The 25235-nt window shown below is 38.4% G+C and carries 27 protein-coding genes; 18 read left to right on the top strand and 9 right to left on the bottom strand.

Features of this window, described 5'->3' with window-relative positions; genetic code table 11:
- Positions 1-284: 284 nt before the first annotated feature.
- The 3 genes from R2S10_RS19505 to R2S10_RS19495 all read left to right on the top strand — a co-directional run bounded on the left by R2S10_RS19505 (position 285) and on the right by R2S10_RS19495 (position 2487).
- Positions 285-395: a phenylalanyl-tRNA synthetase subunit alpha gene (locus R2S10_RS19505; RefSeq protein ID WP_182961826.1), complete on the top strand. Its 111-nt coding sequence runs from the start codon at positions 285-287 to the stop codon at positions 393-395.
- Between the two features lie 177 nt (positions 396-572).
- On the top strand, positions 573-2075 hold the full coding sequence (gene rlmD / locus R2S10_RS19500; RefSeq protein WP_316842092.1) for a 23S rRNA (uracil(1939)-C(5))-methyltransferase RlmD: 1503 nt from the start codon (positions 573-575) through the stop codon (positions 2073-2075).
- Between the two features lie 7 nt (positions 2076-2082).
- On the top strand, positions 2083-2487 hold the full coding sequence (locus R2S10_RS19495) for a hypothetical protein (protein ID WP_316842091.1): 405 nt from the start codon (positions 2083-2085) through the stop codon (positions 2485-2487).
- Positions 2488-2555: 68 nt separating this feature from the next.
- Here the strand turns inward: R2S10_RS19495 and R2S10_RS19490 are convergent, their stop codons facing one another.
- Entirely contained in the window at positions 2556-3272 is a 717-nt protein-coding gene (locus R2S10_RS19490; protein WP_316842090.1) for a head GIN domain-containing protein, read from the bottom strand.
- 135 nt (positions 3273-3407) lie between these two features.
- Here R2S10_RS19490 and R2S10_RS19485 point away from each other — a divergent pair, with 135 nt between their 5' ends.
- The 5 genes from R2S10_RS19485 (at position 3408) to hemH (ending at position 7548) form a co-directional block, all read left to right on the top strand.
- Positions 3408-3917: a phosphoribosyltransferase family protein gene (locus R2S10_RS19485; RefSeq protein WP_182961830.1), complete on the top strand. Its 510-nt coding sequence runs from the start codon at positions 3408-3410 to the stop codon at positions 3915-3917.
- A gap of 37 nt (positions 3918-3954) precedes the next feature.
- Entirely contained in the window at positions 3955-4578 is a 624-nt protein-coding gene (locus R2S10_RS19480) for a 1-acyl-sn-glycerol-3-phosphate acyltransferase (RefSeq protein ID WP_316842089.1), read from the top strand.
- Positions 4575-5534 carry a hypothetical protein gene (locus R2S10_RS19475; protein ID WP_316842088.1) on the top strand — a complete coding sequence of 320 codons (960 nt, stop codon included), beginning with the start codon at positions 4575-4577 and terminating at the stop codon, positions 5532-5534. Before R2S10_RS19480 ends, R2S10_RS19475 begins: the two co-directional genes overlap by 4 nt.
- Positions 5535-5592: 58 nt before the next feature.
- Positions 5593-6441: a 4-hydroxy-3-methylbut-2-enyl diphosphate reductase gene (locus R2S10_RS19470; protein ID WP_316842087.1), complete on the top strand. Its 849-nt coding sequence runs from the start codon at positions 5593-5595 to the stop codon at positions 6439-6441.
- Between the two features lie 90 nt (positions 6442-6531).
- Positions 6532-7548, top strand: coding sequence for a ferrochelatase (gene hemH, locus R2S10_RS19465; RefSeq protein ID WP_316842086.1), 1017 nt, complete (start codon positions 6532-6534; stop codon positions 7546-7548).
- Positions 7549-7581: 33 nt separating this feature from the next.
- Here the strand turns inward: hemH and R2S10_RS19460 are convergent, their stop codons facing one another.
- Positions 7582-8799, bottom strand: a complete 1218-nt coding sequence (locus R2S10_RS19460) for a 3-deoxy-D-manno-octulosonic acid transferase (RefSeq protein WP_316842085.1) — start codon at positions 8797-8799, stop codon at positions 7582-7584.
- A gap of 63 nt (positions 8800-8862) precedes the next feature.
- On the opposite strand from R2S10_RS19460, the gene R2S10_RS19455 reads away from it, so the two are divergent.
- The 5 genes from R2S10_RS19455 to rfbB are packed head-to-tail and all read left to right on the top strand — an operon-like array spanning position 8863 to position 13853.
- Positions 8863-10173, top strand: coding sequence for a UDP-glucose/GDP-mannose dehydrogenase family protein (locus R2S10_RS19455; RefSeq protein WP_316842084.1), 1311 nt, complete (start codon positions 8863-8865; stop codon positions 10171-10173).
- Positions 10173-11162 carry a UDP-glucuronic acid decarboxylase family protein gene (locus tag R2S10_RS19450; RefSeq protein WP_316842083.1) on the top strand — a complete coding sequence of 330 codons (990 nt, stop codon included), beginning with the start codon at positions 10173-10175 and terminating at the stop codon, positions 11160-11162. Before R2S10_RS19455 ends, R2S10_RS19450 begins: the two co-directional genes overlap by 1 nt.
- Positions 11163-11171: 9 nt before the next feature.
- Entirely contained in the window at positions 11172-12194 is a 1023-nt protein-coding gene (gene galE, locus R2S10_RS19445; RefSeq protein ID WP_316842082.1) for a UDP-glucose 4-epimerase GalE, read from the top strand.
- Positions 12195-12761 (top strand): hypothetical protein, encoded by a 567-nt coding sequence (locus R2S10_RS19440; protein WP_316842081.1) that lies wholly within the window; start codon positions 12195-12197, stop codon positions 12759-12761.
- 21 nt (positions 12762-12782) lie between these two features.
- Complete coding sequence (rfbB, locus tag R2S10_RS19435; RefSeq protein ID WP_316842080.1) at positions 12783-13853, top strand: dTDP-glucose 4,6-dehydratase; 1071 nt, start codon at positions 12783-12785, stop codon at positions 13851-13853.
- Positions 13854-13926: 73 nt separating this feature from the next.
- On the opposite strand, the gene R2S10_RS19430 is transcribed toward rfbB, so the two are convergent.
- Both R2S10_RS19430 and R2S10_RS19425 read right to left on the bottom strand, forming a co-directional pair.
- On the bottom strand, positions 13927-15159 hold the full coding sequence (locus R2S10_RS19430) for an ABC transporter permease (protein ID WP_316842079.1): 1233 nt from the start codon (positions 15157-15159) through the stop codon (positions 13927-13929).
- 116 nt (positions 15160-15275) lie between these two features.
- Positions 15276-15629 carry a HesB/IscA family protein gene (locus R2S10_RS19425; protein WP_074608891.1) on the bottom strand — a complete coding sequence of 118 codons (354 nt, stop codon included), beginning with the start codon at positions 15627-15629 and terminating at the stop codon, positions 15276-15278.
- Positions 15630-15717: 88 nt separating this feature from the next.
- Between R2S10_RS19425 and R2S10_RS19420 the strand changes: the two genes are divergently transcribed.
- The 3 genes from R2S10_RS19420 (at position 15718) to dnaA (ending at position 19423) form a co-directional block, all read left to right on the top strand.
- The gene (locus R2S10_RS19420; RefSeq protein ID WP_316842078.1) at positions 15718-16248 is read left to right on the top strand and encodes a hypothetical protein; all 531 of its coding nucleotides are present in this window, start codon (positions 15718-15720) and stop codon (positions 16246-16248) included.
- Positions 16249-16250: 2 nt separating this feature from the next.
- Positions 16251-17798, top strand: a complete 1548-nt coding sequence (locus R2S10_RS19415; RefSeq protein WP_316842077.1) for a methylmalonyl-CoA mutase — start codon at positions 16251-16253, stop codon at positions 17796-17798.
- 194 nt (positions 17799-17992) lie between these two features.
- Entirely contained in the window at positions 17993-19423 is a 1431-nt protein-coding gene (gene dnaA / locus R2S10_RS19410; protein ID WP_316842076.1) for a chromosomal replication initiator protein DnaA, read from the top strand.
- A 106-nt stretch (positions 19424-19529) separates the two neighbouring features.
- Here the strand turns inward: dnaA and R2S10_RS19405 are convergent, their stop codons facing one another.
- From R2S10_RS19405 to R2S10_RS19385, 5 genes are all read right to left on the bottom strand, one after another.
- Positions 19530-20081 (bottom strand): NUDIX hydrolase, encoded by a 552-nt coding sequence (locus tag R2S10_RS19405; RefSeq protein WP_316842075.1) that lies wholly within the window; start codon positions 20079-20081, stop codon positions 19530-19532.
- A gap of 1 nt (position 20082) precedes the next feature.
- A complete protein-coding gene (locus tag R2S10_RS19400; protein ID WP_316842074.1) occupies positions 20083-20481 on the bottom strand; it encodes a hypothetical protein in 399 nt (132 codons plus the stop codon).
- Between the two features lie 5 nt (positions 20482-20486).
- Positions 20487-21257: a TPM domain-containing protein gene (locus R2S10_RS19395; protein WP_316842073.1), complete on the bottom strand. Its 771-nt coding sequence runs from the start codon at positions 21255-21257 to the stop codon at positions 20487-20489.
- Positions 21254-21703: a TPM domain-containing protein gene (locus R2S10_RS19390; protein WP_316842072.1), complete on the bottom strand. Its 450-nt coding sequence runs from the start codon at positions 21701-21703 to the stop codon at positions 21254-21256. The genes R2S10_RS19395 and R2S10_RS19390 overlap by 4 nt, the downstream gene beginning before the upstream one ends.
- An 81-nt stretch (positions 21704-21784) precedes the next feature.
- The gene (locus R2S10_RS19385; RefSeq protein WP_316842071.1) at positions 21785-22366 is read right to left on the bottom strand and encodes a LemA family protein; all 582 of its coding nucleotides are present in this window, start codon (positions 22364-22366) and stop codon (positions 21785-21787) included.
- Positions 22367-22673: 307 nt separating this feature from the next.
- On the opposite strand from R2S10_RS19385, the gene R2S10_RS19380 reads away from it, so the two are divergent.
- On the top strand, positions 22674-24215 hold the full coding sequence (locus R2S10_RS19380) for an NAD(P)/FAD-dependent oxidoreductase (RefSeq protein ID WP_316842070.1): 1542 nt from the start codon (positions 22674-22676) through the stop codon (positions 24213-24215).
- A 247-nt stretch (positions 24216-24462) separates the two neighbouring features.
- A complete protein-coding gene (locus tag R2S10_RS19375; protein ID WP_316842069.1) occupies positions 24463-24822 on the top strand; it encodes a CoA-binding protein in 360 nt (119 codons plus the stop codon).
- Positions 24823-25235 lie beyond the last annotated feature (413 nt).

Genomic DNA, 25235 nt, shown 5'->3' with positions numbered 1-25235 from the left:
CATTTAGATTGCAAATAGAAGTCAAATAGAAGGCGGAGGCATGAACGATCTGATTCGAGATTGCTGCGGGATTACAAGGGCATTATACCCTTGCAATCCCTAGCAAACCCCCAGCAAATTCTGAATAGATGCCTAAAGGTTCAGTACGCTATTCAGCATCTATTGCCGATGATGAAGTGATCAGGTAGATATTTTTACACAAACTTATTGAATTGATAACGTATACCGTTTTGGTATTCGGTATGGAAATTGCTAACTTGTTCTTGTTATCAACATAAAAGACAATGAGTAAAGAGGTTTTAGAAATTTCTGTTTTGGTTGATGAGAAGTTTGATATGAGCTTTAACCTGGTTGAAGGCGTTTTTGGTTTTATCCTGCGTGTTTTTGATAAGTAAAAGATAACATTTAGATTTCTTGTTGAATAGGCTGTAAAAGCCTCATGGAAACCCCTATGTCTTAAAATTCCATTTTCCCCTTCTTTTACTGTCCTGGATTTAGTTTTTACTGATCCTCCTGGCTACCATTGAAAAACATTTACAACGCAATGAAAAAAAACTTAAATTTGCGGCATAATGAGTAGAAATAGAAAATCCGGAACGGTAACCATTATCCCCAATTTAAGTATTATTGATATTGCCGAAGAAGGCAAGGGAGTAGGTAAAGCAGATGAATTGGTGGTATTTGTGGATAAAGCTGTACCCGGCGATGTCGTTGATGTTCGTATCGTAAAAAAGAAAAAGAATTTCGCTGAGGCTGTAATCGAAGCTATACATGAAAAATCTGAGTTAAGAACAGACCCGTTCTGTCAGCATTTTGGTACTTGTGGTGGTTGTAAATGGCAACACATGTCTTACGATGCCCAGTTGACATTTAAACATAAAAATGTGGAAGCTGCATTGCAAAGGTTGGCTAAAGTTGATACATCATCAATGGAGCCTATCTTAGGTTCAGCGGAGAACAAATACTATAGAAATAAATTAGAGTATACCTTTTCAAATAAACGCTGGTTAAATAAGGCAGATATGCCGGTGATAGATGCAGCCGCAGAAATCGAAGCCGAAGCGACTGAAGAGGGAAGCACTCCTGAAAAGGCAGAAATGGAGATGAATGCTTTAGGCTTTCACGTTCCACTGCGTTTTGATAAAATTTTAGACATCGAGCATTGTTATTTACAAGCAGAACCTTCCAATACGTTGAGAAACAAAGTGAGAAGCTATGCTTTGGAAAATGGATTGAGTTTCTATGACCTGCGTAATCATGAGGGTAGCTTAAGAAACCTGATTATCCGTACTTCTTCTACAGGCGAAGTAATGGTAGTAGTGGTTTTTGCCTATGTGGAGCAAGCACAGGTAGATGGTATGATGGAATACCTGAAAGTTAACTTCCCTGAAGTAACCTCTCTTCTATATATCATCAATCAAAAGAAAAATGATACTATTTTCGATCAGGAAGTGATCACCTACGCAGGTAGAGATCATATTTTTGAAGAAATGAATGGACTGAAATTCAAAATCGGTGCCAAGTCATTCTATCAAACGAACTCTATGCAAGCGCTGGAATTGTATAAGATTACTAAAGAATTTGCTGGTTTCAGCGGAGATGAATTGGTATATGATCTATACACTGGTGCTGGTACCATTGCCAACTTTGTTGCAGGTAGCGTAAAGCAAGTGATTGGAGTAGAATATGTACCTACTGCAATTGAAGATGCTAAATTTAATTCTGAATTAAACGGAATTAATAATACCACCTTCTTTGCAGGTGATATGAAAGATATTTTAACCACAGATTTTATTGCAACTCATGGTAAGCCGGATGTAGTGATCACCGATCCACCAAGAGCAGGAATGCATGCTGATGTAGTGACGCGACTATTAGAAATGGAAGCTGAGAAAATCGTGTATGTAAGTTGTAATGCAGCAACACAGGCCAGAGATTTAGCCTTGTTAAAAGAGAAATATGAAGTAGTACGTATTAAACCTGTAGATATGTTCCCACATACACAACATGTTGAAAACGTAGTATTATTGAAGTTTACTGGTCTGACTACTGAAGAAGTAGTGGAAGCAAATTAGAGATAAAATGGATATTGAAGAATTATTACCTCAGCAAGACCCGGAAGGCAAAAAAGAAGAGCCAAAGAAACAAAGTCCACTGTTAAGTTTAGAAAAAGACCTGGAGCTGTATTCAGATTCTATCAGAGAAGTTTCAATTGCAATTATCAATGAAGGGATCTCAACTCACCCGATTTTTGTTGCACACCAACATACGGTATCGATAGGAGAGATGATTCTGGATAAAACAGAGTTAAATACTGACTGGACGATTCAGGCTTCAACACTGGATGAGTTTGTGCAAAAAGGGATCATTAATCCTGAAAAGAAAGCACTATTCTTAAAAAGCTATAAAAAACCACAAGAATTTATGTGTGTATTTGTGATTGTTCCAGAAGGAGCAAACTTCATTTACTACCCATATAAGAAATAAAAGACCATAAAAAATCCCTACCAGGAAATTCCTGTGTAGGGATAAACTAAAAACTAATGGTCTAAATATTATTTAATATGAGTTACATCCCCACTTTTAGAAGAGGATGTTTTATTCAAAGCTGCATTTCCTTTGTAGTTGATATCGCTACCACCACTCGCACTCGCTTCTAATCCTTTATTTACATACACACTTGCATCCGAACCACCACTGGCAGTAACTTTTGCATAGTCGCTGATGAGCTGGTAGGCTTCCACATCACTTCCGCCACTGGTTTGTACGATCATGTTTTTTACTTTTCCTTTCAGTTTGACATCAGCTCCACCACTTGTGGTAAGGACTAAATCATCGGCATGGATATCTAAAGAGAGATCAGCACCCCCAGAGGCACGGATGTTTAATTTTTGGGTTCTTAGGGTATTCTGTCCGTAAACATCACTTCCTCCACTGGCCGTAATGGCATTCAGTGTTTTGTAGTTGACATAAACTTTGATACTTTGTCCCTTAAATGTTCTTCCCCAACCCTGGCTGTTCTTGTATTTTACAATTAAGTTACTGCCTTGCTTCTCCACCACCACATTTTTCAATAAGTCCTCATGGGCAGTTACTTTAATGTTTTCAGAATGGCTCTGTGTCAGGTAAAGGTCGATTCCACTGGAAACGGTTACCTCATTGAAATTTGTTAAGGCTATGTCTTTATTTTGTTGTGCTTTTGCAGAGATCGTATTTAAGGAAAATGCAAGAAGTACGGGTAAGGCGGTCTTAAATAGTAAGGTGCTTTTCATGAGGTCTAAGTTTTAGGTTACGGAGATTAGACGCCATCCATACCCAAACGTTGCAGAATTTCGATTTTATTTTTTAAATATTTGAATATGCCCCTTAAAATCGTTCTTTTTGTAGTATAAACAATGAAATAACAAATGGCAGAATCTCAATTGCTTATTCTTGATAAGAAGCAGATACAACAAAAGATTAATAGGATTGCTTACCAGATACTGGAAGATAACCTTAATGAAAAGGAAATTGTATTGGCTGGGATATGGGACCGTGGCTATAAAGTGGCCCTGCGACTAAAGAAAGTATTGGCCAAGATTTCAGATCTTAAAATTACCATGTTGAAGATTGAGCTGGATCGCTTAAATAGTAAATTGGTTGCCAATACAGACCTGGATGAAAGTCACTGGAAAAATAAAGTGATCATTTTAGTTGATGATGTGCTGAATAGCGGTAAAACATTAGCCTATGGATTGGGCGTTTTTCTAAATACTCCTCATAAGAAAATCAGAACTGTAGTGCTGGTAGATAGGAGTCATAAAATATTCCCTATTGCCACGGATTTCGTTGGTTTACAGATGGCTACTGTTTTAAAGGAGCATGTGGATGTTGTGATTGATGTAGAGGGAGAAGAGGATCGGGTTTATTTAAGTTAGTCTTGGATTTAAGGCATATTTTTCTCATTTTAGAGAGATGTACCCGTCCCGCAAAAGCAAGTTAATCTTTCAATTCTTTTCCTGGTATATCGCTTATATCATAAAGAAGGACTTTTCTAGCTATACTTACGACCGGCTTAAAATTAAAGAGGGCGAGGCAATATTGCTCCTTGCCAATCATTTTAGCTGGTGGGATGGCTTCTTAATGTTTCAATTGAATAAGGTTGTTTTTAAGAAGGAGTTTCATGTGCTGGTGACAAATGAAGATTATCAGCGACAATGGTACCTAAAATACCTGGGCGCATTTGCTTCGAAACCTAAGGGAAAAGATGTGGTAGAAACCCTGACTTATGCCGGACAACTATTGGACGATCCAGGGAATTTAGTGCTTTTATTTCCGCAAGGCAGATTGTTCACCAGTTATGTAAGCAATGTATCTTTTGAAAAGGGCGTGATGCAATTGATCAATGCCTCTAAAAAGAAGTTTCAGGTGGTGTTTGCAGCAACTCTTACCGATTATTTTGATAAAAGAAAGCCGAAGGTGAAAACCTATCTCTGTACCTGGGAGGCCGAAGAGTACATCAGTTTACAATTACTGAAAAGAGAGTATAACAAACATTATAACGAGGCCATTCATAAACAAAGTAAAAAATCTGCATGATTTTTTTTCTCTACATCGTACTCGTCTTTTTAGTCCTTCGTTTTTCAGTTACCCTATTTAATTTTGTTTCCAATCCGAAAATGGGTAATTATGGCCGATCCTTTACGGATAAGGTGATGATCATTATCAAAGTTCGGCAGTCGGAGCAGGAAGCAGAAAAATTAATAGCCAGTATTAAGTCCCAGGACTATAAAAATTATGAAATACTGATTCAGTCAAGCGATGGTCCCGATGTGGCTGAAAATGCTAAAGGTGCCTATTTTTTATTTCTAGAGGCAAATACCTTAATTGAAAAAGGATTCATTAATAGCCTGATTTATCGGACTTCCGTATTTAAATTAGCCCTGCTGAATATTATCCCTACGCCAAGGACCTCCGGATTCATCGCCAATTGCATTTATCCCCTAAGTGATTTTGTCTTGTTGAACCTATTCCCTATAAGGCTGGTACGGCTAATCAATCATCCGGCTTTTGCAATGGCAAATGGTGCCTGTTTATTCTTTGATGCTGATATCTACCGTCGATACGAATGGAATCATACCTTTATAGACCCAGGGCTAGCGGCTTTGGAAATGCTAAAAAGTGTAAAACAAGAAAAGCTGAATGCAGATCTTTTACTAGGAAACAAGCTGATTTACCAGGAAGAAAAGGAACTTGATATTGCTCTTCTTTCCCGACGTCTGATGCTCAACTTCAGTAATCAGCCCATTATAGCATTGGGTTATCTGGCATTAGTGATTGCGGGCCCAATAGTGATGGCTATTAATTTAGCCCCCGTATTTCTATTGTTGCCTTACGGCCTGATCTTTCTATCAAGAATGATGATCGCTTACTTGTCTGTTCAGCCACCTTTTCCGAATATTCTGTACCACCCATTACAAATGATCAGCTTAACTTATTTGCTGTTGCATAGCTGCTGGAACCGTTGTATTACAGTTCTTAAATCTAAGAAATAGCATATCAAACTCTTTTTATGTAATTTTGTACCTTCAATAGGTTCCATATAATTAATTTATGAAATACGATTTAGCCGTCACGATAGATAAAGCATCAGGTTTCTGTTTCGGAGTAGTATATGCAATCGACATGGCCGAAGATATTCTGGACCATGAAGATTATTTATATTGCCTGGGTGACATTGTACATAATGATGAAGAGGTGAAGCGATTAACTGCTAAAGGACTTCGTATCATCGATCATGAACAACTGCTGACTTTAAAAAATGAAAAGGTCTTGATCAGGGCACATGGAGAAGCGCCGGCTACTTATAAGTTGGCGATGGAAAATCAATTGACTTTAATCGATGCCTCCTGTCCGGTGGTTTTAAAACTGCAAAACAGAATAAAAAACTCACACGATGATGAGGAACAGATTCTGATCTTCGGAAAACATGGCCATGCAGAGGTGATCGGTTTACAAGGGCAAACTGATGGAAAAGCCATCGTGTTTCAGGATCTTGCCGAATTAGATCAGGTGGATTTACCTTCAAAATTTACGCTGTACAGTCAGACCACTAAAAGCACGGATAAATTTTACCACATCAAAGATGAGTTACTGAGCAGGGGGTATGAAGTGAAAGCAAATGATACCATTTGTAGACAGGTTTCAAACCGTTATGGTGATCTGGAGAAGTTTGTTGTTGATTATGATAAGATCATTTTTGTATCCGGTAAGAAATCTTCCAATGGAAAGGTTCTTTACGATGTCTGCAAAAAATACAACCCCAACGCTTACTTTATTTCAAATGTAGAAGAAATCGACCAGAGCTGGTTTACTGCAAATGATAAGGTGGGCATATGCGGAGCTACCTCAACGCCAATGTGGCTGATGGAACAGGTGAAATCAACATTAGAATCTTATTAATACATTATAACATCATAAAAAAGTAATTATTGGTTTTCCCTTTAGAGATACAGGGTTATAATCAATTGATTAATTATTTTTGCTAAAATTATGGGAAAAAAGGGCATACTGCTAGTGAATTTAGGAACTCCGGATAGTCCGGAAGTAAGTGATGTACGAAGATATCTTGATGAGTTTTTGATGGATGAACGCGTGATTGATATCAACGCTTTTCAGAGAACCCTATTAGTAAAAGGAATTATTGTTCCTTTTCGTAGTCCTAAGACTTCTAAGTTATATAAAGAGATCTGGGACGAAAACGGATCACCTCTACTATACTTTAGCAAAATTCAAGCAGCAATGCTTCAGGAAAAACTTGGTGAAGAATACCAGGTTGAACTCGCTATGCGTTATCAAAACCCTTCTATAGATGCTGGTCTGGATAGATTAAAAGCTGGTTTGGTCGAAAGTATTCAGGTGATTCCTTTATTCCCTCAATACGCTTCTGCAAGTACTGGTTCTGTGATTCAGAAAGTGATGGAATTGGTTGGGAAATGGCAGACCGTTCCGCCGATTAGTTTTATAAACTCTTTCCATGATAATGAATTGATGATCGATACTTTCGCTGAAAATGCAGAAAAGTACCAGCCGGAAAGCTATGATCAAATTTTATTTAGTTTCCATGGCCTGCCAGAAAGACAACTAAAGAAATGTGACCATACCGGACAACATTGTCTGCAGAAAGACGATTGCTGCAGCACATTAACAGATGTCAATAAGTTCTGCTATTCTGCACAATGCCATGATACTGCCAGATTGATTGCAAAAAGATTGAACATTCCTGCTGAAAAGTATTCAGTATGTTTTCAATCGAGATTGGGTAAAGAGCCTTGGGTGCAACCTTATACGAGCGATGTGTTAAAAGAACTTGCGGAAAAAGGTAAAAAAAGACTTCTGGTATTCTGCCCGGCTTTCGTAGCCGATTGTCTGGAAACTCTTTATGAGGTAAGCGTAGAGTATCATGAAGAATTTAGAGCCCTTGGAGGTGAAGAAGTTCAGTTGGTAGCCAGCTTAAACGACGACCCTAAATTTATCGATGCACTGGTTGCAATGGTAAAACCAACATAAGCTTATCATAGAAAACGATATATAGCTGGTAAATTAAAAATTACCAGCAATATAATTAAGGATCTGGTCCGTAGAACCAGTTTTATCTTGTACATATTTTCGAGCGATCTTTCCCGCAACTGCATTTTTTTGGAATTGTAGAAAAGCGGCTGAAAGATCGCTTTCTGTTGTAATGCTAATGGCTGCGCCAAGCTGAATCAGATCTTTAGCCTCCTGAAATTTATCATACTTAGGGCCGAAGATAACAGGGATCCCAAATGCAGCAGCTTCCAGTGTGTTGTGAATGCCAACCCCAAATCCCCCTCCAATGTAGGCAATAGTTCCATATTGGTATAAAGAAGACAGCATGCCAATATTGTCGATGATCAAAGTTTGAGCAGTTTTCTCGCTTCCATTTAATAATCCTGAATGAGTAATTGCTGCGGGAATCAATTTTTTTATTTCTTCAATATGAGCCGCATCGGTTTCATGTGGTGCAATTATGAATTTCCAGTCCGGATGATGTTGAATAAGGCTAGCAATCAGACGTTCATCAGTCGGCCAGCTACTACCAGCAATAAATACCGGGTTTGATTCGCAGAAATCGGCAACCTCTTTAATGTTTTTTGGCGATTGTGCATTCTCAGCAACACGGTCAAAACGGGTATCCCCACTAAGACTTACATTGTTTAGCTGAATACTCCTTAACAAATCAACACTTTGTTGGTTTTGAACGAAGAACTGAGTCACAAAACTTAAAATTTTCCGATGAAAGGAACCGTACCATTTGAAAAAGATTTGATCCTGGCGGAAAATCCCTGAGATGAGGTAAAGGGGAATGTGCTGCTGATTCAATACCTTGAAATAGTGATACCAAAATTCGTATTTGGTAAAAATGGCAATCTCAGGTTTGATCGCTGCAATAAATTTCCGGGCATTTGCTGCAGTATCCAGCGGTAAATAAAATACACCCGCCGCTAAGGCATAGTTTTTCCTGATTTCATAACCTGATGGAGAGAAAAAAGTGATGACTATGTTTTTATGGGGATAACGTTCTTTGATCTTTTCCAGAACGGGTCTTCCCTGTTCAAATTCACCAAGAGAAGCGAAATGAAACCAAATGTTCGTTTTTGTAGGATCTAATGTTTTTTCTATCTGATCAAAAAGTTGAGACCTTCCCTCGATGAACAGTTTGGCCTTTGCATTGAATAAGGAAAATACACCCACCACTAATCCATAAAAAGAGATTCCTATATTATAAAGCCAAAGCATTTTGTGTGTTTATTTATTATCTTAGCCGAAGATACTTCATTAAAATTAAAACGTAATTAATATATGAAAATAGCTGTTATTGGGACAGGATATGTGGGTTTGGTTACTGGTACCTGCCTTGCAGAGACAGGAAACAAAGTAATTTGTGTTGATATAGATGCTGCAAAGGTAAAGAAAATGCAGGATGGTCAGGTGCCAATCTATGAACCAGGTCTTGATGTATTATTTCATAGAAATATTGCTCAGGGTAGACTAACTTTTACAACCGATCTTGCCCACGGTATTCAAGATGCGCAAATCATTTTTATGGCTTTACCGACTCCTCCTGGAGGCGATGGTGCTGCCGATCTTTCCTATATCCTTGGTGCAGCAAAAGACATTTCTAAATTGGTTACGGAATATAAGGTGATCGTTAACAAATCTACCGTTCCTGTAGGCACAGCTGATAAGGTATTAGCAGTTTTCAAAGAAAACACCAACATAGAAATTGATGTGGTTTCTAATCCGGAATTTCTTCGTGAAGGTGTAGCTGTGGAAGATTTCATGAAACCTGACCGTGTAGTGATCGGAACCAGAAGTGAAAAAGCACAGAAGCTAATGGCTGAACTGTATGGCCCATATGTGAGACAAGGAAATCCAATCTTGTTTATGGATGAACGTTCTTCAGAGCTGACAAAATATGCAGCCAACTCATTCCTTGCAACAAAAATTACATTCATGAATGAAATCGCGAATCTTTGTGAGATTGTGAATGCAGATGTAGATGCAGTGCGTAAAGGAATTGGTTCTGATGCAAGAATTGGTAAACGTTTTCTTTTCCCTGGAATCGGATACGGAGGAAGTTGCTTCCCTAAAGATGTTCAGGCTTTAGCTAAATCTGCCGATGAACATCAGTATGATTTCCAGATCCTGAAAGCGGTGATGGATGTAAATGAGAAACAAAAGACAGTTTTGGTAGACAAACTGCTTAAATATTATAAAGGTGACCTAAAAGGCAAACATTTTGCTTTATGGGGATTGGCCTTCAAACCGGAAACCGACGATATTCGTGAGGCTCCGGCATTGTATATTATCGATGAATTGCTGAAACAAGGTGCAACTGTTGCTGCCTTTGATCCAGAAGCAATGGGTAATGTGCAACGTCTTTTAGGAGATAAAATCAGCTTTGTTGGAGATCAATATGAAGCTTTGCAAAATGCAGATGCATTATTAATCGCTACAGAATGGTCTGTTTTTAGAAATCCTGACTTCGAAAGAATGGAAGAAACCCTAAGTAACAAAGTGATTTTTGATGGACGTAATTTGTATGATCTGGAGAAAATGATTGATTTGGGTTATTATTATAATAGTGTTGGTCGTAAACTAATAGATTAATGGGACGTAAAAGAGTATTGATTACTGGAGCCGCTGGCTTCCTGGGTTCACATTTATGTGATCGTTTTATTAAAGAAGATTACCATGTCATTGCAATGGATAACCTGATTACTGGAGATCTTCAGAATATTGAACATCTGTTCAAATTGGAGAACTTTGAATTTGCGCACCATGATATCTCCAAATTTGTTTATGTATCAGGAGAACTGGATTATATCCTGCACTTTGCCTCACCGGCAAGTCCGATTGACTATTTGAAAATACCAATTCAAACCTTAAAAGTAGGCTCATTAGGTACACATAATTTATTAGGTCTGGCGAAAAGTAAAAATGCCAGGATGCTGATCGCTTCCACTTCGGAAGTGTATGGTGATCCAAATGTTAATCCTCAACCAGAAGAATATTGGGGGAATGTAAACCCTGTTGGCCCAAGAGGGGTATATGATGAAGCGAAACGCTTTCAGGAAGCAATGACCATGGCTTATCATACTTTCCACGGCTTAGAAACCAGAATCGTAAGGATATTTAATACCTATGGCCCAAGAATGCGCCTAAATGACGGTCGCGTTTTACCAGCTTTCATCGGACAAGCATTGCGTGGAGAAGACCTTACCGTATTTGGTGATGGTTCTCAAACGCGTTCTTTCTGTTATGTAGATGATCTGGTCGAAGGTATTTACAGATTGCTACTTAGTGATTATGCAATGCCAGTGAACATCGGTAATCCAGATGAGATCACCATTAAGCAGTTTGGGGAAGAAATTATCAAACTAACCGGTACCAGTCAGAAATTAGTACTGCGTGATCTACCTGTTGATGATCCTAAACAAAGACGTCCGGATATTACCAAAGCCCGTGAGATTTTAGGCTGGGAACCTAAAGTAAGCAGGGCAGAAGGTTTGAAAATTACTTATGAGTATTTTAAATCCCTACCCGCTGAAGCATTGGTGAATAAAGAACACAAAGATTTTACAACTTATAACCGTTAATATATAATAATGTCGAAAATACTAGTAACCGGAGGTACCGGTTTTATTGGATCACATACTGTGGTGGAGCTATACAATGCAGGATATGATGTAGTGATCGTTGATGATTTTTCTAACTCTAATCCTAAAATCCTTAAACAGATTGAAGCGATCAGTGGAAGAGTACCTGAATTTGTTGAACTGGATTTATGTGATGAACTAAAAGTTAAAGCATTTGTTGAAGCAAATACTGATATCTCTGGCGTAATTCATTTTGCAGCCTTTAAAGCAGTAGGTGAATCTGTTCAACAGCCTTTAAAATATTATAGAAATAATTTTTACTCCCTGATCAATGTGATCAATGGATTCAATAGCAAGGTAAACCTTGTATTCTCTTCTTCTTGTACTGTTTATGGTCAACCGGATGTGTTGCCAGTTACAGAAGCTGCTCCAGTTAAAAAAGCAGAATCACCTTATGGTAATACTAAACAGATCGCAGAAGAGATCTTGCAGGAAAGTTGTGCAGTAACACCTGAATTAAATGTGATTGCTTTGCGCTACTTTAACCCGGTAGGTGCCCACGATTCTGCATTAATTGGTGAACTACCAATCGGCGTTCCACAAAATTTAGTTCCTTTTATTACACAGTCGGCTATTGGTAAACGTGGTCCGATTACGGTTTATGGAAATGATTATGATACCCCGGATGGTAGTGCAATCAGAGATTATATACATGTGGTAGATTTAGCTAAAGCACATGTGGCTGCAATCCAACGTTTGGAAAGCAACAAATCGGAATCAAATTATGAAGTTTTCAATTTAGGAACAGGTACAGGTACTACTGTATTACAGGTAATTGAAGCTTTTGAAAAAGCTACTGGCCAAAAATTAAGCTATACAATTGGTGCAAGAAGAGAGGGCGATATTGAAAAGGTTTGGGGTGATGTTACTAAATCAGCAAGAGATCTAGGATGGAAAGCTGAACGTGATATCAATGTCATGATGTCTTCTGCATGGAACTGGGAGAAATATTTAAAAGATAACCCTTTTTAGATGCTACTAAGCGAACATAAAGACCTCAAGCTGGAAATTAAATCCCTTCCTGAAAAGGAAAAGGATAAGCTTTTGCTCCGGTTGATCGCTAAAGATAAAATCTTGACGGAACACTTGCATTTTTTATTGATGGAAGGCGAGCAAGATCTGGTGGACAGAGAAGAGCAGCTTAGCGCACGTATTGATGAGGAAATTGAAGAGCTAATGTCCAATAAAAGGAGGAATGCGAAAGAGGCTTTACTCAAAATGAGGAAGCTAAATGGCAGTATTACTCATCATTTTAAAGTGACGAAAGATTTGAATAGCGAAATAGAATTGCGAATTCATCTTTTCAAAGGAATTCCCATTGATTTCAATGAGGGAGTATTCTCTACCTTGCATAAGTTCAATGAAAAGTTAATGATCTACTTTGCTAAATCTGTATTTTCTGTATATAAAAAGTACCTGAAAATGCATGAAGAAACCCAGTTTGACCTTAAATCAGACTTTAATCAGGTTTTAGTAAAGCTATATCAGTATAAAACAGCTCCTGTTGCTGAAGAATTGGGCTTGCCTAAGGAAATTTAAGGTAAAGCCAGCTATTAAAAAATGAAATCTATCGAAATGAAAAAGAAAATATTGATAACGGGTGGGGCCGGATTTATTGGTTCACATGTGGTACGCCGCTTTGTGAGTAACTATCCGGATTATGAAATCCTGAATCTTGATGTGTTAACGTATGCCGGAAATTTGGCAAACCTAACTGATGTTGAGGACTTGCCGAATTATCGTTTTGTAAAAGCAGACATTACTGATGCTGTTGCTATGAATGACTTGTTCGAGCAGGAGAATTTTGACGCAGTGATACATTTGGCTGCAGAATCTCATGTAGACAGATCTATTGCCGATCCAACTGCATTTGTGATGACAAATGTGATCGGGACTGTAAACCTGTTGAATGCAGCAAGAGCGCATTGGAAAGGTGCTTATGAAAATAAGCGCTTCTACCATGTATCTACTGATGAGGTTTATGGTGCATTGGGAGAAACAGGAATGTTTACAGAAACCACGGCCTATGATCCGCATAGTCCTTACTCTGCATCAAAAGCTTCATCTGACCATTTTGTTCGAGCTTACCATGATACTTATGGTCTGGATGTTGTCATCTCTAATTGCTCAAATAACTATGGTTCTCACCATTTTCCTGAGAAATTGATCCCATTAGCGATCAATAATATCAAGAATAATTTACCTGTTCCAGTTTATGGAAAAGGAGAGAATGTGAGAGATTGGCTTTGGGTAGAAGATCATGCACGTGCGATTGATGTGATTTTTCATCAGGCTAAAACGGGCGAAACTTATAATATCGGTGGACATAACGAATGGAAAAATATTGATCTTATTCATTTACTATGTGATATTATGGACCGTAAACTAGGCAGAAACCCTGGTGATTCTGCAAAATTGATTTCTTTTGTAACGGATAGAGCAGGGCACGACCTACGTTATGCGATTGATTCTACGAAACTGCAAAAGCAATTAAACTGGGTGCCTAGTCTTCAATTTGAAGAAGGACTGGAGAAAACAGTAGAATGGTACCTTGAAAATGAAGAATGGTTGTCAAATGTGACTTCTGGAAACTATAAGGCCTATTATGAGACACAATATCAAGGCAGATAATACCTGATTGTGCGATACAAGGAAGGGCCATCTTTTTAAAGATGGCCCTTCTTATTTTATTTAGTTTTTCAAGTTACTCATATCTTAAAGCTTCTACCGGATCTAATTTTGATGCCTTCTTTGCAGGATAATATCCAGACATAATACCAACAAGTACACAAAGGGCAAATCCTCCAAAGATCCATAGCCATGGTATGATAAAGGAGCCACCCATCGCCAATGAGATCACGTTCCCTATGGCTATACCGAGGAAGATTCCAAATGCACCTCCCATCAGACAAATGATCACGGCCTCAATTAAAAACTGTTTACGGATGACTGAAGGATTTGCACCTATCGCTTTTCTAATGCCAATTTCTCGGGTTCGTTCCGTAACAGAAACCAACATGATGTTCATTAAACCAATAGAGGCGCCAATCAAGGTAATCGCTCCAATTGCAATTCCACCCCATACTACCCATTTTAAGTTCTCAAATAGCGTTTGTGCCATTGCATCACTTTTAGTGATTTCGAAATTGTTAGGTTCTGCAACCTTGATCTTTCTAATGTTTCTAAATTCAGCAGTAGCCTCTCCAATGATCTCTTCCTGAAGGTCGTTTGTTGGAACCATCACTACAATATTGTAAGAAGGATTTCCATTGGAATTGATTTTCTTGGCTTTTAACAAGGGAACATACACGGCTCTGTCGCCGCTAAACCCCATGCTGGATCCTTTTGATGCCAATAGTCCGATAACCTTTAGTCGGTTTCCGCCAACATTGATGACTTTATCTATCGGAGATTCTTTCTTGAATAGCTTTTCACTAACCTCACTTCCAATAATACAAACGTTATTTCCATTTTCAACTTCTGTTTTACTGAAATTTCTACCCGAGGTCAGCTGTAACCCCATGGAATTTAACCCGTTTTCATCAATTCCCTGGATGTTAATATTGGGGTTGGTTTTCTCTGCTCCATATTTGATGGTTGCACCATACGTAACCATTACATTGATTGCCACTGTTGCCGGAGTGTTCAACTGATTCTTAAAAGCAACCGCATCTTCATAACGAATGCTCTTGAATGGCTTAGGTCTTTTACCTCCACCGCCAATCCGAATGCCCACACCACGATTTCTAATCGTAAAAGAGTTGGCACCCATACTGGAAAAAGCTTCAGTCATACTAGTTTTTACCGCATCTAGCGTGGTCAGAATTCCTACTAAAGCAGATAAGCCTATTGCAATGATCAATGCAGTCAGCATGGTGCGTAACCGATTACTTTTTATGGATTGCAGGGCAATTCTTACGTTTTCTGTGTAGGTCATTCTTTAGAAATAAGATGCTTAAAGGGATAAAAATAAAAAGTCCCGTTGTTAAGACAACGAGACCTGTTATAATGTTACAAAGGAAACTTAAATAAAGTACCTGTATGAAATTCTATTTATGCTGAAAAGCTAGTACCACATCCACATGTGCTGGCTGCATTCGGATTGTTGAAGGTGAAACCTCTTGAATTTAATCCATCTTGCCAATCTACCTGCATTCCCATTAAATACATCTGGTGTGCTTTATGCATGAAAACTTTAATACCATCAATGATATATTCCTGATCTCCCTCTTTCTTCTGATCGAAACCTAGAACATAACTCATTCCTGAGCAACCACCACCTTCTACTCCTACACGTAGGCCGAAGTCTTCAGCGATTTCTTGTTGGTCTTTTAACTTAAAAAGTTCTTTCACAGCAGTTTCTGTAAAGGTAACCGGTGCAAATGCGGTATCAACTGTATTACTCATGTTATTTAAAATTAGGAAGAACAAATATAAATAAAATGTACATTTTTGTCGGGTTAATCGCTAATTATTACGGTATTTAAACAAAGGAATGAGCATAGAGTCTATATTAACAGCAGTCGTACCAATAACAGTTGCCGGCGTAGTGACGATTTCGGTAGGTTATTACCTGATCAAAAGTGATATTGATAAGTATTTTAGATTAAGGTTTGCCAGTGCTAAGAAAGAGGAAAGAACACAGCTGTTCTCCTTACGTCTTCAGGCCCATGAGCGCCTGATTGTTTTTGTAGAAAGAATTAATCCCAGTAATTTATTTCTCCGCTTGTATGTGCCTGGTATTTCAGTAAAAGAACTACAAGGACTCGTATTGAATGAGATCAGATCGGAATATCAACATAACGTAACCCAGCAATTGTATGTTTCAGAAAGGGTCTGGAATGTGGTACGTAAACTTAAAGATGATACTTTAGCGATGGTCAATCATGGGGTTCAAGGGTTACCTGAACAGGCTACAGGTATGGATCTAAGTAAAAAAGTGTTGCAACATATGGCAGAAATTGCTGATAATCCTTACGATTTGACGCTTGATTTGGTTAAAAAGGATATTCATCAATTGTTTTAATTATGAAAGAGAAGAAGATTACGACGACTTCTGGTATAGAAATCAAAGAATTATATACCAGCGCTAAACCTATAACTGAATTGCCAGGAGAATTTCCTTATACCAGAGGGATTCAAAAGGATATGTATAGAGGCCGTTTATGGACCATGAGACAGTATGCCGGTTTTTCTACTGCTGAAGAGTCTAATAAACGTTACCATTACCTGTTGAAACAGGGAACAATGGGTTTGTCGGTTGCATTTGACCTCCCTACTCAGATTGGATATGACTCTGATCACGAGATGGCTGAAGGAGAGGTGGGGAAAGTAGGTGTTGCAATTGATTCTTTGAAAGATATTGAGATCTTATTTGATGGAATTGAACTTCAAAAGATCACGACTTCTATGACCATCAATGCTACAGCGTCTATATTGTTGGCCATGTATATTGCACTGGCAAAGAAACAGGGAGCGGATATTAGACAGATTTCCGGAACTATACAAAATGATATCCTAAAGGAGTATGCGGCAAGGGGAACCTATATCTATCCGCCTAAACCCTCTATGAGGATAATTACTGATATTTTTGAATACTGTAGCAAGGAAGTCCCCAAATGGAATACAATCTCTATTTCAGGATATCATATTCGGGAAGCTGGCTCCACAGCAGTCCAGGAGCTTGCTTTTACGCTCGCAAATGGTAAGGCGTATTTAAATGCTGCTTTGGAAAAAGGATTGGATATCAATGTCTTTGCAAAACGTCTTTCTTTTTTCTTCAATTGTCACAATAATTTCTTCGAAGAAATTGCGAAGTTCAGGGCTGCAAGGCGGATGTGGGCAAAAATCACTAAGAATTTAGGTGCGACAGATGAAAAGGCACAAATGTTGCGTTTTCATACGCAAACCGGTGGTTCTACGCTCACTGCACAACAACCCTTGAATAATGTAATCAGGGTAACCAGTCAGGCGATGGCCGCTGTACTTGGAGGAACACAGTCTTTACATACCAATGGTTATGATGAGGCTTTGTCGCTGCCCACAGAAGCTGCAGCCAAAATCGCCCTGCGTACTCAACAGGTGATTGCTTTTGAAAGTGGAATCACAGATACGGTTGACCCATTGGCAGGTTCCTTTTTCGTGGAAAATCTCACGGATGAGATTGAAACTGCAGCACAGCTTTACATTGATAAAATTGATGCCATGGGTGGATCTGTTAATGCCATTGAAAACGGATACATCCAGAATGAAATTGGAAATGCTGCTTATCAATATCAATTGGAAATTGAGGATGGAAGTAGAGTGATTGTTGGGATAAATAAATTCACTCAGGAAAAGGAAGGAATTAATGACGTATTTACGATTGATGAATCGATTAGAACTATTCAAACCGACAAGTTAAACAAGTTAAAATCTGAGCGTGATCAGATGGCTGTGGATAAAGCTTTGAGTGATTTGTTAGTTGCTGCAAAGGGAACAGCAAATCTGATGCCTTTTATCCTGGTAGCTGTAGAAGCTTATGCAACCCTTGGTGAGGTATCGGATGTCCTGCGTAGTGTTTTTGGTGAATATTAATAGGGATGTTAAAAAATAGTTATCCACATAAAAAATTCAGGTTAAGTGCGCTAATTATCTGCTATTTAAGTGATTACTGAATATATTAAAATTTAGTTTTTTTTGTTGATAATTTTTTGAATATTCGATATCTCGAAAGGGCATTGTCAATGTGCCTGTATCGCCCCTGTTAACCAACTAATTGTATCATAAAAATGGAAAAAACTTGTACCGAAGTATGGAAAAGCTGTCTCCAAATTATAAAGGATAACATACCCGGCCAGAGTTTCAAAACCTGGTTCGAGCCAATATCCGCTCTCAAGTTGGATGGCAATGTTTTAACAATACAAGTACCGAGTTTGTTCTTCTATGAATGGCTGGAAGAACACTATGTTGGACTATTACGAAAGACAGTCAAGAAGCAGTTAGGTGAAGGGGGAAGACTCGAGTATAATATCGTAGTAGATAAGTCTTCGAAAACTGGCTCGCCTTACACTACCAATATGCCAAGTAATGGAAACGGCGCGGAAGCTAAGTTCCAATCCATGCCAATTCCAGTTTCTATCAATAAAGACATTAGAAATCCTTTTATTATACCGGGATTAAAGAAATTAACTGTAGATCCTCAGTTAAATGCAAATTATACGTTTGATAATTATATTGAGGGGGATTGCAATCGTTTGGCACGTTCTGCAGGATATGCCGTGGCAGCTAAGCCTGGTGGAACGTCTTTTAATCCACTAATGATTTACGGTGGGGTAGGTTTGGGAAAGACACACCTCGCACAAGCAATTGGTAATGAGATTAAACGAAATTTGCCTGATAAATTGGTCATTTACGTTTCATGTGAAAAATTTTGCCAACAGTTTGTCGATTCATTAAAAAACAATACCATTAATGATTTTGTGAATTTTTACCAGGCGATGGATGTGATCATCATGGATGATGTTCATAATTTTGCCGGTAAGGAAAAGACTCAGGATATATTTTTCCATATTTTCAACCATCTGCACCAATCTGGGAAACAAGTGATCTTATCCTCTGATAAAGCACCGAAAGATTTGGCTGGGTTGGAAGAGCGCCTATTGAGCCGTTTTAAATGGGGCTTATCCGCTGATCTTCAGATTCCAGATCTGGAAACCAGAATCGCAATTCTTAGAAAGAAAATGTATGCGGATGGAATTGAACTTCCTAACGAAGTAGTCGAATATGTTGCTCATAATATTGATAACAATGTACGGGAGTTGGAAGGCGCGATGGTATCGCTGCTGGCACAATCAACTTTGAATAAAAAAGATATTGACCTGAACCTTGCTAAGCAGATGTTGAAGAACTTCATCAAAAATACTTCGAAAGAGATCTCAATGGAATATATACAGAAGTTAGTTTGTGAATATTTTGAAGTTCCCGTAGATATGGTGAAATCTCCTACAAGAAAACGTGAGATTGTGCAGGCTAGACAGATTTCCATGTACCTGTCTAAAAGCCATACCAAGTCTTCATTAAAAACTATAGGTGCATTTTTTGGTGGTAGAGACCATTCTACGGTGATTTACGCTTGTCAAACGGTTGAGGATCTAATCGATACAGACAAAAAGTTTAAGGGCTATGTACATGATATTCAAAAGAAATTAAAAATGACCTAAGCCTGGTCAAAGGTTATTTACTAAAAATGCCCCCAAATAGTGTATAACTTTTTGGGGGCAGTCTAAATTGAATTGGGAGTATTTTTATTTATAGAACAATTGTATGTTATTTGATCGCTTCCAACTTCATCAAGCCATAAAACAGGGCAGAGGCATGTAAAGATTGGGCAATTTGATTGTCCAAGAGCAATTGCTTAACCTCTGAAATGCTGTATTTTTCTACCGTTAGAATTTCATGCTCATCTAAATGCTGTTCCTGAGTTTTAACTCCTCCAGTTAGAAGGTAGGTAAAGGTCACATTGTTTGCTGTTGCCGGATTGGGGTATAAAGTTGCCAAATGACTGATGGATTTAAAGGAATAACCGGTTTCTTCCAGTAATTCTCTTTTAACGGCATCTTCTGGCTTTTCATCTCCATCAATCACTCCACCCGGAATTTCTAATGAAATAATATCTGCACCGTGACGATACTGCCGAACCATAATCACTTCGTTCTCTTCTGTTATTGCAACTGCATTTACCCAGTTAGGGTATTCAAGTACATAATAATCATCTTTGGTGCTGCCGTTTTGGAGTTTACAAGTATCTACACGTAAAGTTGCCCATCGTTCTTTCACCAGGTATGTTGATGAAATCTTTTGCCATTTTAATATTTCCATATTAGGTATTAAGGTATTGTTGGATCTTTTTTTGTCGATCCAGATTGATCATGCTGATGATATGGTGTTTCTCCTCTAGCACCTGGTAAATCAATAATAATTTTTCTGCAATTAACTTATTCCTTTCCGGTTTACGGTTAGGAGTCAGGTCTGCATAGAGGAATTGGCTTAACATATCTAGTTTTTCCGCTGGAAATTCTTTGTGATGAAGTATTGAGTTGAAGTCTGTAATGGAGGCAGATAGCAGGTCATCTTCAGTGATTTCAAATTCCTTTAATAAGGACTCTTTGAAAAGATCTTCCGATTCTTCTACTTTTCCTTCCAGTTTTAGGCCCATAATCCGGGCCAGTACCTGAGCTAATTTTTGTATCTCAGCAGTGATTAAATCTCTTCTAAGCATAATAATTACCAGCTACCACTACTACCGCCACCACCAAAACTACCTCCGCCGAAGCCACCAAATCCTCCCCCTCCACTACTTCCACCGCCGAAACCGCTCCCACCGGAACCTCTTCCACCGCTAAGTAACATACTCCAGAAAAGTGCATCTGCAACGCCACGACTACCAATAACCTGGCCTCCACCACCGCTGCCACCACCTTTTTTCATGATCACAATAATGACAATCACAATGATGATAATAATGATGATGCTCGATGCCCCACCTTTACTTTGTCCAACTTTAGGTTTGTCATTTTTGTATTCACCTTTGGTATAACTAATAATGGCATCGGTGCCCGCCTGAAGTCCGGCATAATAGTCGCCAGCTTTAAAATAAGGTTTAATATCGTTGTCGATTATTCTGCGGACGTATAAATCAGGAAGTGCCCCTTCTACGCCATAACCAGTTTGGATAGAGATTTTTCGATCCCCTAATGCAGCAACGATCATGATGCCGTTGTTTTTACCTTTACTTCCTACACCCCATTTTCTGCCTAGTTCCAGCGCATATTCTCCAATATCGTAGTCACCAACAGATTTTACAACGGCAATAGCGATTTGTGTAGAAGTCGAATCATCAAATGCTACGAGCTTTTGCTCTAACTGCTGCAGCTGACTAGCCGTTAGTGTTCCAGTATAATCATTGACAAGTTTATTTGGTTTCGCTGGAAATTCCTGAGTAAAACCTAAAGTGGAAATTAGTGTAAATAAGAAAGCTATGATCAGTTGTCTCATGGCTTTACGGATTTATGTTGGTCCATAAAGATAATCTCATTAGGTAATTCATTGATGTCACCTCCTTCAAATGGAAAAAAGGTAGCTAGCTTTTCTCCTGCTAAGACGATTCCTGCAATAATGCCCTGAACTAGGTTCCCTCCGGAGAAGTGTGCCTTCATCGCCACTTTTGTGGTTTCCCAGAAATCTTCAGGGACTACTTTATTAATTCCGCTATCGCCAATAATAGCAAATTTGTGGTCAATATAGGCCAGGTAGATCAAAATGCCATTGTGTTTGGAGGTTTTTTCCATTCCTAATTTTGAGAAATAGGAGGTTGCTTTCTCTAAAGGATCGCCTTCGCAGTGTTTATCTACTGCTATTCTAATTTCGCCTGAGGTTGCTTTTTCAGCTTCTGAAATCGCATTGGCTATTAATTCTTGTTCTTGTTCTGTGAAAATTCCCATAATAGGATGACTGGATAAAGATAAGGGTAATACATGTTTTTAACTTAAACACGGATTACCCTTAAATGTTATGACGGTATTTTAGAATTCTACTTTTGGCGCTTTTTCTGCACCAGCTTCTGCTTTAAAACCTGCTTTTTGGCTAAAACCAAATATACCAGCAGTAATGTTATTAGGGAAAGATCTTACTTTGGTATTGTAGGTCTGTACTGCCTCATTGAAATCTTTACGCGCTACAGCAATTCTATTTTCTGTTCCGGCAAGTTCAGCAGAAACATCTCTAAATTGTTCAGTAGCTTTTAACTCAGGGTAGTTTTCAGTTACCATTAATAAACGTCCAAGTGCCTGGCTTACCTGTCCTTGTGCTGCCTGATATTTTTCAATGTTTTCAGGTGTCAGTTTATCCGGATCAATGGTTACCTGAGTTGCTTTAGCACGAGCTTCTGTAACTTGAGTTAAAGTAGATTGTTCGAATTTGGCCGCACCCTTAACAGTGTTTACAAGGTTAGGAATTAAATCTGAACGTCTTTGGTATTGGGTTTCTACTTGATTCCATTTTGCTTTCACATCCTCATCTAATTTAACCAGGCCGTTGTAGCCACATCCGCTTACGACTACTAATAAAACTAAAATACCGACTATTGCTAATACTGTTTTTTTCATAATTTCTGTTTTTAATTACCCTGATTGCTAAAATTATTATGATCAGGTTTTGCGTTTTGTTTTCTAAGTGTTAATTTACACATTAGAACTCAATTTCCGTACCTTTGTTACGAATCCGCTTAAAAACATGACAGGTTTTTGGAAAAATGACGAATCAGCCTGTAATTCCTAATTAAACGGTATTTCTGTCAGGTAATTAAAGGTTCATCAAAGTTGGGCTCTAGCTTATTAGCAAGCCCATCGTCTTTATCTTCAGCTCAGGATTTCGTACATTTGTTGCGGTTCAGGATAAAAACCTGACGTAGGTATGCAAAAAGAAATTGAAATTAAACTGGCTCCTGAAGATGTTGATCAGGAAGCAATATTGAAAAACGCCTTATCTGAAGCGTTAGAAATAAAAATCATAAGAATTAAAGGGTACAAAATTTTAAAAAGATCTATTGATGCACGTTCAAGAAGAGTGATTTATCGCCTTCAAGTTCGCGTATTTATTGATGAGGAGCCTTTGAACGAGGTTTTTGAGGTTAATTATCCTAATGTTAGTGATAAAAAAGCGGTAATTATTGTCGGAGCTGGTCCTGCCGGTTTATTTGCTGCTTTACAATGTATCGAGAACGGATTTAAACCCATTGTTCTGGAACGTGGTAAGGACGTGAAACAGCGTAGAAGAGACCTGGCAGCAATAAATAAGGAAGGTATTGTAAATACAGAATCCAATTATTGCTATGGCGAAGGTGGTGCTGGTACTTATTCTGACGGTAAACTTTATACGCGTTCTAATAAACGTGGTGATATCAATAAGGTATTGCAGGTTTTTGTTGAACATGGGGCAACTGAAGATATTTTAGTAGATGCCCGTCCTCATATTGGGACAAATAAACTTCCGCAAATTATAACTGCGATTAGAGAACGGATTCTAAATGCTGGAGGAGAGGTACGCTTTGATCAGAAAGTGACTGATATCCTGATTGATTTTGGAAAGGTTAAAGGTGTAGTTATAAATGGTGAAGAGAAATTGATGGCTGATGCTGTTATTTTGGCTACTGGACACTCGGCTAGAGATATTTATGAGTTGTTGAATAATAAAAACATCCTTGTGGAAGCGAAGCCTTTTGCCTTGGGCGTTAGAATTGAACATCCTCAGGCAATTATTGATGCTGCTCAATATCATTGTGATATTCGGAGTGAGTTTTTGCCTCCAGCCTATTACAGTTTAGTGGAACAGGTTGGGAGTAGGGGAGTCTTCTCTTTCTGTATGTGTCCAGGTGGAATTATTGCACCTTGTGCTACTTATGAAAATGAAATTGTGGTCAATGGATGGTCCCCATCCAAAAGAAATAACCCATTCGCTAATTCAGGAACTGTAGTGCAAGTTACGCTGGATGATGTGAAAGGGACAGATCCATTAAGAATGATGAATTTTCAGGCTGAAATTGAGCGTACAGCTTTTCAACTAGGTGGAGGTAGCCTTGTAGCCCCAGGACAAAGAATGCTGGATTTTGTTGAAAATAGGGTGTCAGTTGATTTACCTAAAAATTCTTACCTGCCTGGAACGAAGAGTGTAATGCTAAAAGATACCTTACCTGATTTTGTAGCTGCAAGCTTAAGAAATGCTTTGCCGCTTTTTGGAAAGAAAATGAAAGGATATTATACAAATGAAGCGATCCTTGTAGGTGTGGAAAGCAGAAGTTCATCTCCTGTACGTATTCCAAGAGATAAGGAGACCTTTCAACACCCACAAGTTGCAGGCTTATTCCCTTGTGCTGAAGGCGCTGGCTACGCTGGAGGAATTGTTTCAGCTGCAATTGACGGTGTAAATTGTGCAAATGCAGTGCTCAAATTTTATTAATAGAAACAGATCTGCACTATTATTGTTATCTCCAGACCAAGAGTTTAACTAGTAGGGCCCACAGTTGCTCTGGTAACTTAAGCTTTACTTTAACATTTTAATTTTGTTCTGGTGACTTTGGCTCGATTATTTACTTGACCCTATTGGTTTTCATCAAACGGAGTAATGATGTGCTGAAAATATAGCTTTACTACAGTGGAATTCTAAAAGAACTGTAATAGGGTAGCTGATATTAATATTTAGGACTATGAAAAATACATTAATTATTGGGGCATCCCCAAATCCAATGCGTTATGCTTTTAAGGCTGCTCAAATGTTGAAAGCAAAAGGACACCCTATTGTTAATGTTGGAATAAAAAAAGGGAAAGTTGCCGGAGTGGCGATTGAACAGCCTGGGACTTTGCATAAGGATATTGATACTATTACCTTATATGTAGGAGAAGAAATCCAACATAACTATTATGACTATATTCTTCAAACTAATCCTAAACGAGTAATCTTCAATCCAGGTACAGAAAATGAAGAACTCGAGTTGCTTTTGAAAGCAAACAATATTGAACCAGTAGAGGCCTGTACCTTGGTTTTACTATCAACTGGTCAGTATTAAATTGATCTTCTTCCTTTTCTTAGCGTAGTTTTTGGTATTGCAGAATAGGTTTGCACCTGTTTATAATTGTGATTATCACATTCAATAATGTTAGTTAAGCTGGTGATGTATATTATTATACCTGGTAGCTGATGGTTATGCCTAGTCTTGCTTTACCTTCTAGGGTCTTTGTTGAGCTGAGAAGATGATTAAAATCCTTATTATCATATGTGCTTTATATATAATATATCAGCTCCCTCAAACAGACCTAAAATAAATCCTTGTTCTCTATATCCTGCTGTTTGACTTATCTTGTTGCGGTTCAGTGTGTTGTTGAATATTGTTTTGTGCATCTCTTCTAGCGTCTTTGTGAACGAGGTTTTAAATCAACTATTTTCAATTAGGGGTTTGCAGAGCTGGTTAATTTTCGTACT

The sequence above is a fragment of the Pedobacter gandavensis genome (assembly GCF_032678745.1).
GTDB lineage: Bacteria > Bacteroidota > Bacteroidia > Sphingobacteriales > Sphingobacteriaceae > Pedobacter > Pedobacter gandavensis_C.
This window is presented reverse-complemented; position numbering and strand designations above follow the sequence as displayed.

What these genes read in the sequence shown, in the direction of transcription:
- hemH (WP_316842086.1), top strand. Translation starts at nt 6,532, where the DNA reads ATGGGAAAAAAGGGCATACTGCTAGTGAATTTAGGAACTCCGGATAGT.
- R2S10_RS19455 (WP_316842084.1), top strand. Translation starts at nt 8,863, where the DNA reads ATGAAAATAGCTGTTATTGGGACAGGATATGTGGGTTTGGTTACTGGT.
- R2S10_RS19415 (WP_316842077.1), top strand. Translation starts at nt 16,251, where the DNA reads ATGAAAGAGAAGAAGATTACGACGACTTCTGGTATAGAAATCAAAGAA.
- R2S10_RS19420 (WP_316842078.1), top strand. Translation starts at nt 15,718, where the DNA reads ATGAGCATAGAGTCTATATTAACAGCAGTCGTACCAATAACAGTTGCC.
- R2S10_RS19400 (WP_316842074.1), bottom strand. Translation starts at nt 20,481, where the DNA reads ATGCTTAGAAGAGATTTAATCACTGCTGAGATACAAAAATTAGCTCAG.
- R2S10_RS19425 (WP_074608891.1), bottom strand. Translation starts at nt 15,629, where the DNA reads ATGAGTAATACAGTTGATACCGCATTTGCACCGGTTACCTTTACAGAA.
- R2S10_RS19390 (WP_316842072.1), bottom strand. Translation starts at nt 21,703, where the DNA reads ATGGGAATTTTCACAGAACAAGAACAAGAATTAATAGCCAATGCGATT.
- R2S10_RS19395 (WP_316842073.1), bottom strand. Translation starts at nt 21,257, where the DNA reads ATGAGACAACTGATCATAGCTTTCTTATTTACACTAATTTCCACTTTA.
- rfbB (WP_316842080.1), top strand. Translation starts at nt 12,783, where the DNA reads ATGAAATCTATCGAAATGAAAAAGAAAATATTGATAACGGGTGGGGCC.
- R2S10_RS19495 (WP_316842091.1), top strand. Translation starts at nt 2,083, where the DNA reads ATGGATATTGAAGAATTATTACCTCAGCAAGACCCGGAAGGCAAAAAA.
- R2S10_RS19480 (WP_316842089.1), top strand. Translation starts at nt 3,955, where the DNA reads ATGTACCCGTCCCGCAAAAGCAAGTTAATCTTTCAATTCTTTTCCTGG.
- R2S10_RS19490 (WP_316842090.1), bottom strand. Translation starts at nt 3,272, where the DNA reads ATGAAAAGCACCTTACTATTTAAGACCGCCTTACCCGTACTTCTTGCA.
- R2S10_RS19430 (WP_316842079.1), bottom strand. Translation starts at nt 15,159, where the DNA reads ATGACCTACACAGAAAACGTAAGAATTGCCCTGCAATCCATAAAAAGT.
- R2S10_RS19380 (WP_316842070.1), top strand. Translation starts at nt 22,674, where the DNA reads ATGCAAAAAGAAATTGAAATTAAACTGGCTCCTGAAGATGTTGATCAG.
- R2S10_RS19460 (WP_316842085.1), bottom strand. Translation starts at nt 8,799, where the DNA reads ATGCTTTGGCTTTATAATATAGGAATCTCTTTTTATGGATTAGTGGTG.
- R2S10_RS19450 (WP_316842083.1), top strand. Translation starts at nt 10,173, where the DNA reads ATGGGACGTAAAAGAGTATTGATTACTGGAGCCGCTGGCTTCCTGGGT.
- R2S10_RS19375 (WP_316842069.1), top strand. Translation starts at nt 24,463, where the DNA reads ATGAAAAATACATTAATTATTGGGGCATCCCCAAATCCAATGCGTTAT.
- galE (WP_316842082.1), top strand. Translation starts at nt 11,172, where the DNA reads ATGTCGAAAATACTAGTAACCGGAGGTACCGGTTTTATTGGATCACAT.
- R2S10_RS19405 (WP_316842075.1), bottom strand. Translation starts at nt 20,081, where the DNA reads ATGGAAATATTAAAATGGCAAAAGATTTCATCAACATACCTGGTGAAA.
- R2S10_RS19475 (WP_316842088.1), top strand. Translation starts at nt 4,575, where the DNA reads ATGATTTTTTTTCTCTACATCGTACTCGTCTTTTTAGTCCTTCGTTTT.
- R2S10_RS19470 (WP_316842087.1), top strand. Translation starts at nt 5,593, where the DNA reads ATGAAATACGATTTAGCCGTCACGATAGATAAAGCATCAGGTTTCTGT.
- R2S10_RS19485 (WP_182961830.1), top strand. Translation starts at nt 3,408, where the DNA reads ATGGCAGAATCTCAATTGCTTATTCTTGATAAGAAGCAGATACAACAA.
- R2S10_RS19440 (WP_316842081.1), top strand. Translation starts at nt 12,195, where the DNA reads ATGCTACTAAGCGAACATAAAGACCTCAAGCTGGAAATTAAATCCCTT.
- rlmD (WP_316842092.1), top strand. Translation starts at nt 573, where the DNA reads ATGAGTAGAAATAGAAAATCCGGAACGGTAACCATTATCCCCAATTTA.
- dnaA (WP_316842076.1), top strand. Translation starts at nt 17,993, where the DNA reads ATGGAAAAAACTTGTACCGAAGTATGGAAAAGCTGTCTCCAAATTATA.
- R2S10_RS19505 (WP_182961826.1), top strand. Translation starts at nt 285, where the DNA reads ATGAGTAAAGAGGTTTTAGAAATTTCTGTTTTGGTTGATGAGAAGTTT.
- R2S10_RS19385 (WP_316842071.1), bottom strand. Translation starts at nt 22,366, where the DNA reads ATGAAAAAAACAGTATTAGCAATAGTCGGTATTTTAGTTTTATTAGTA.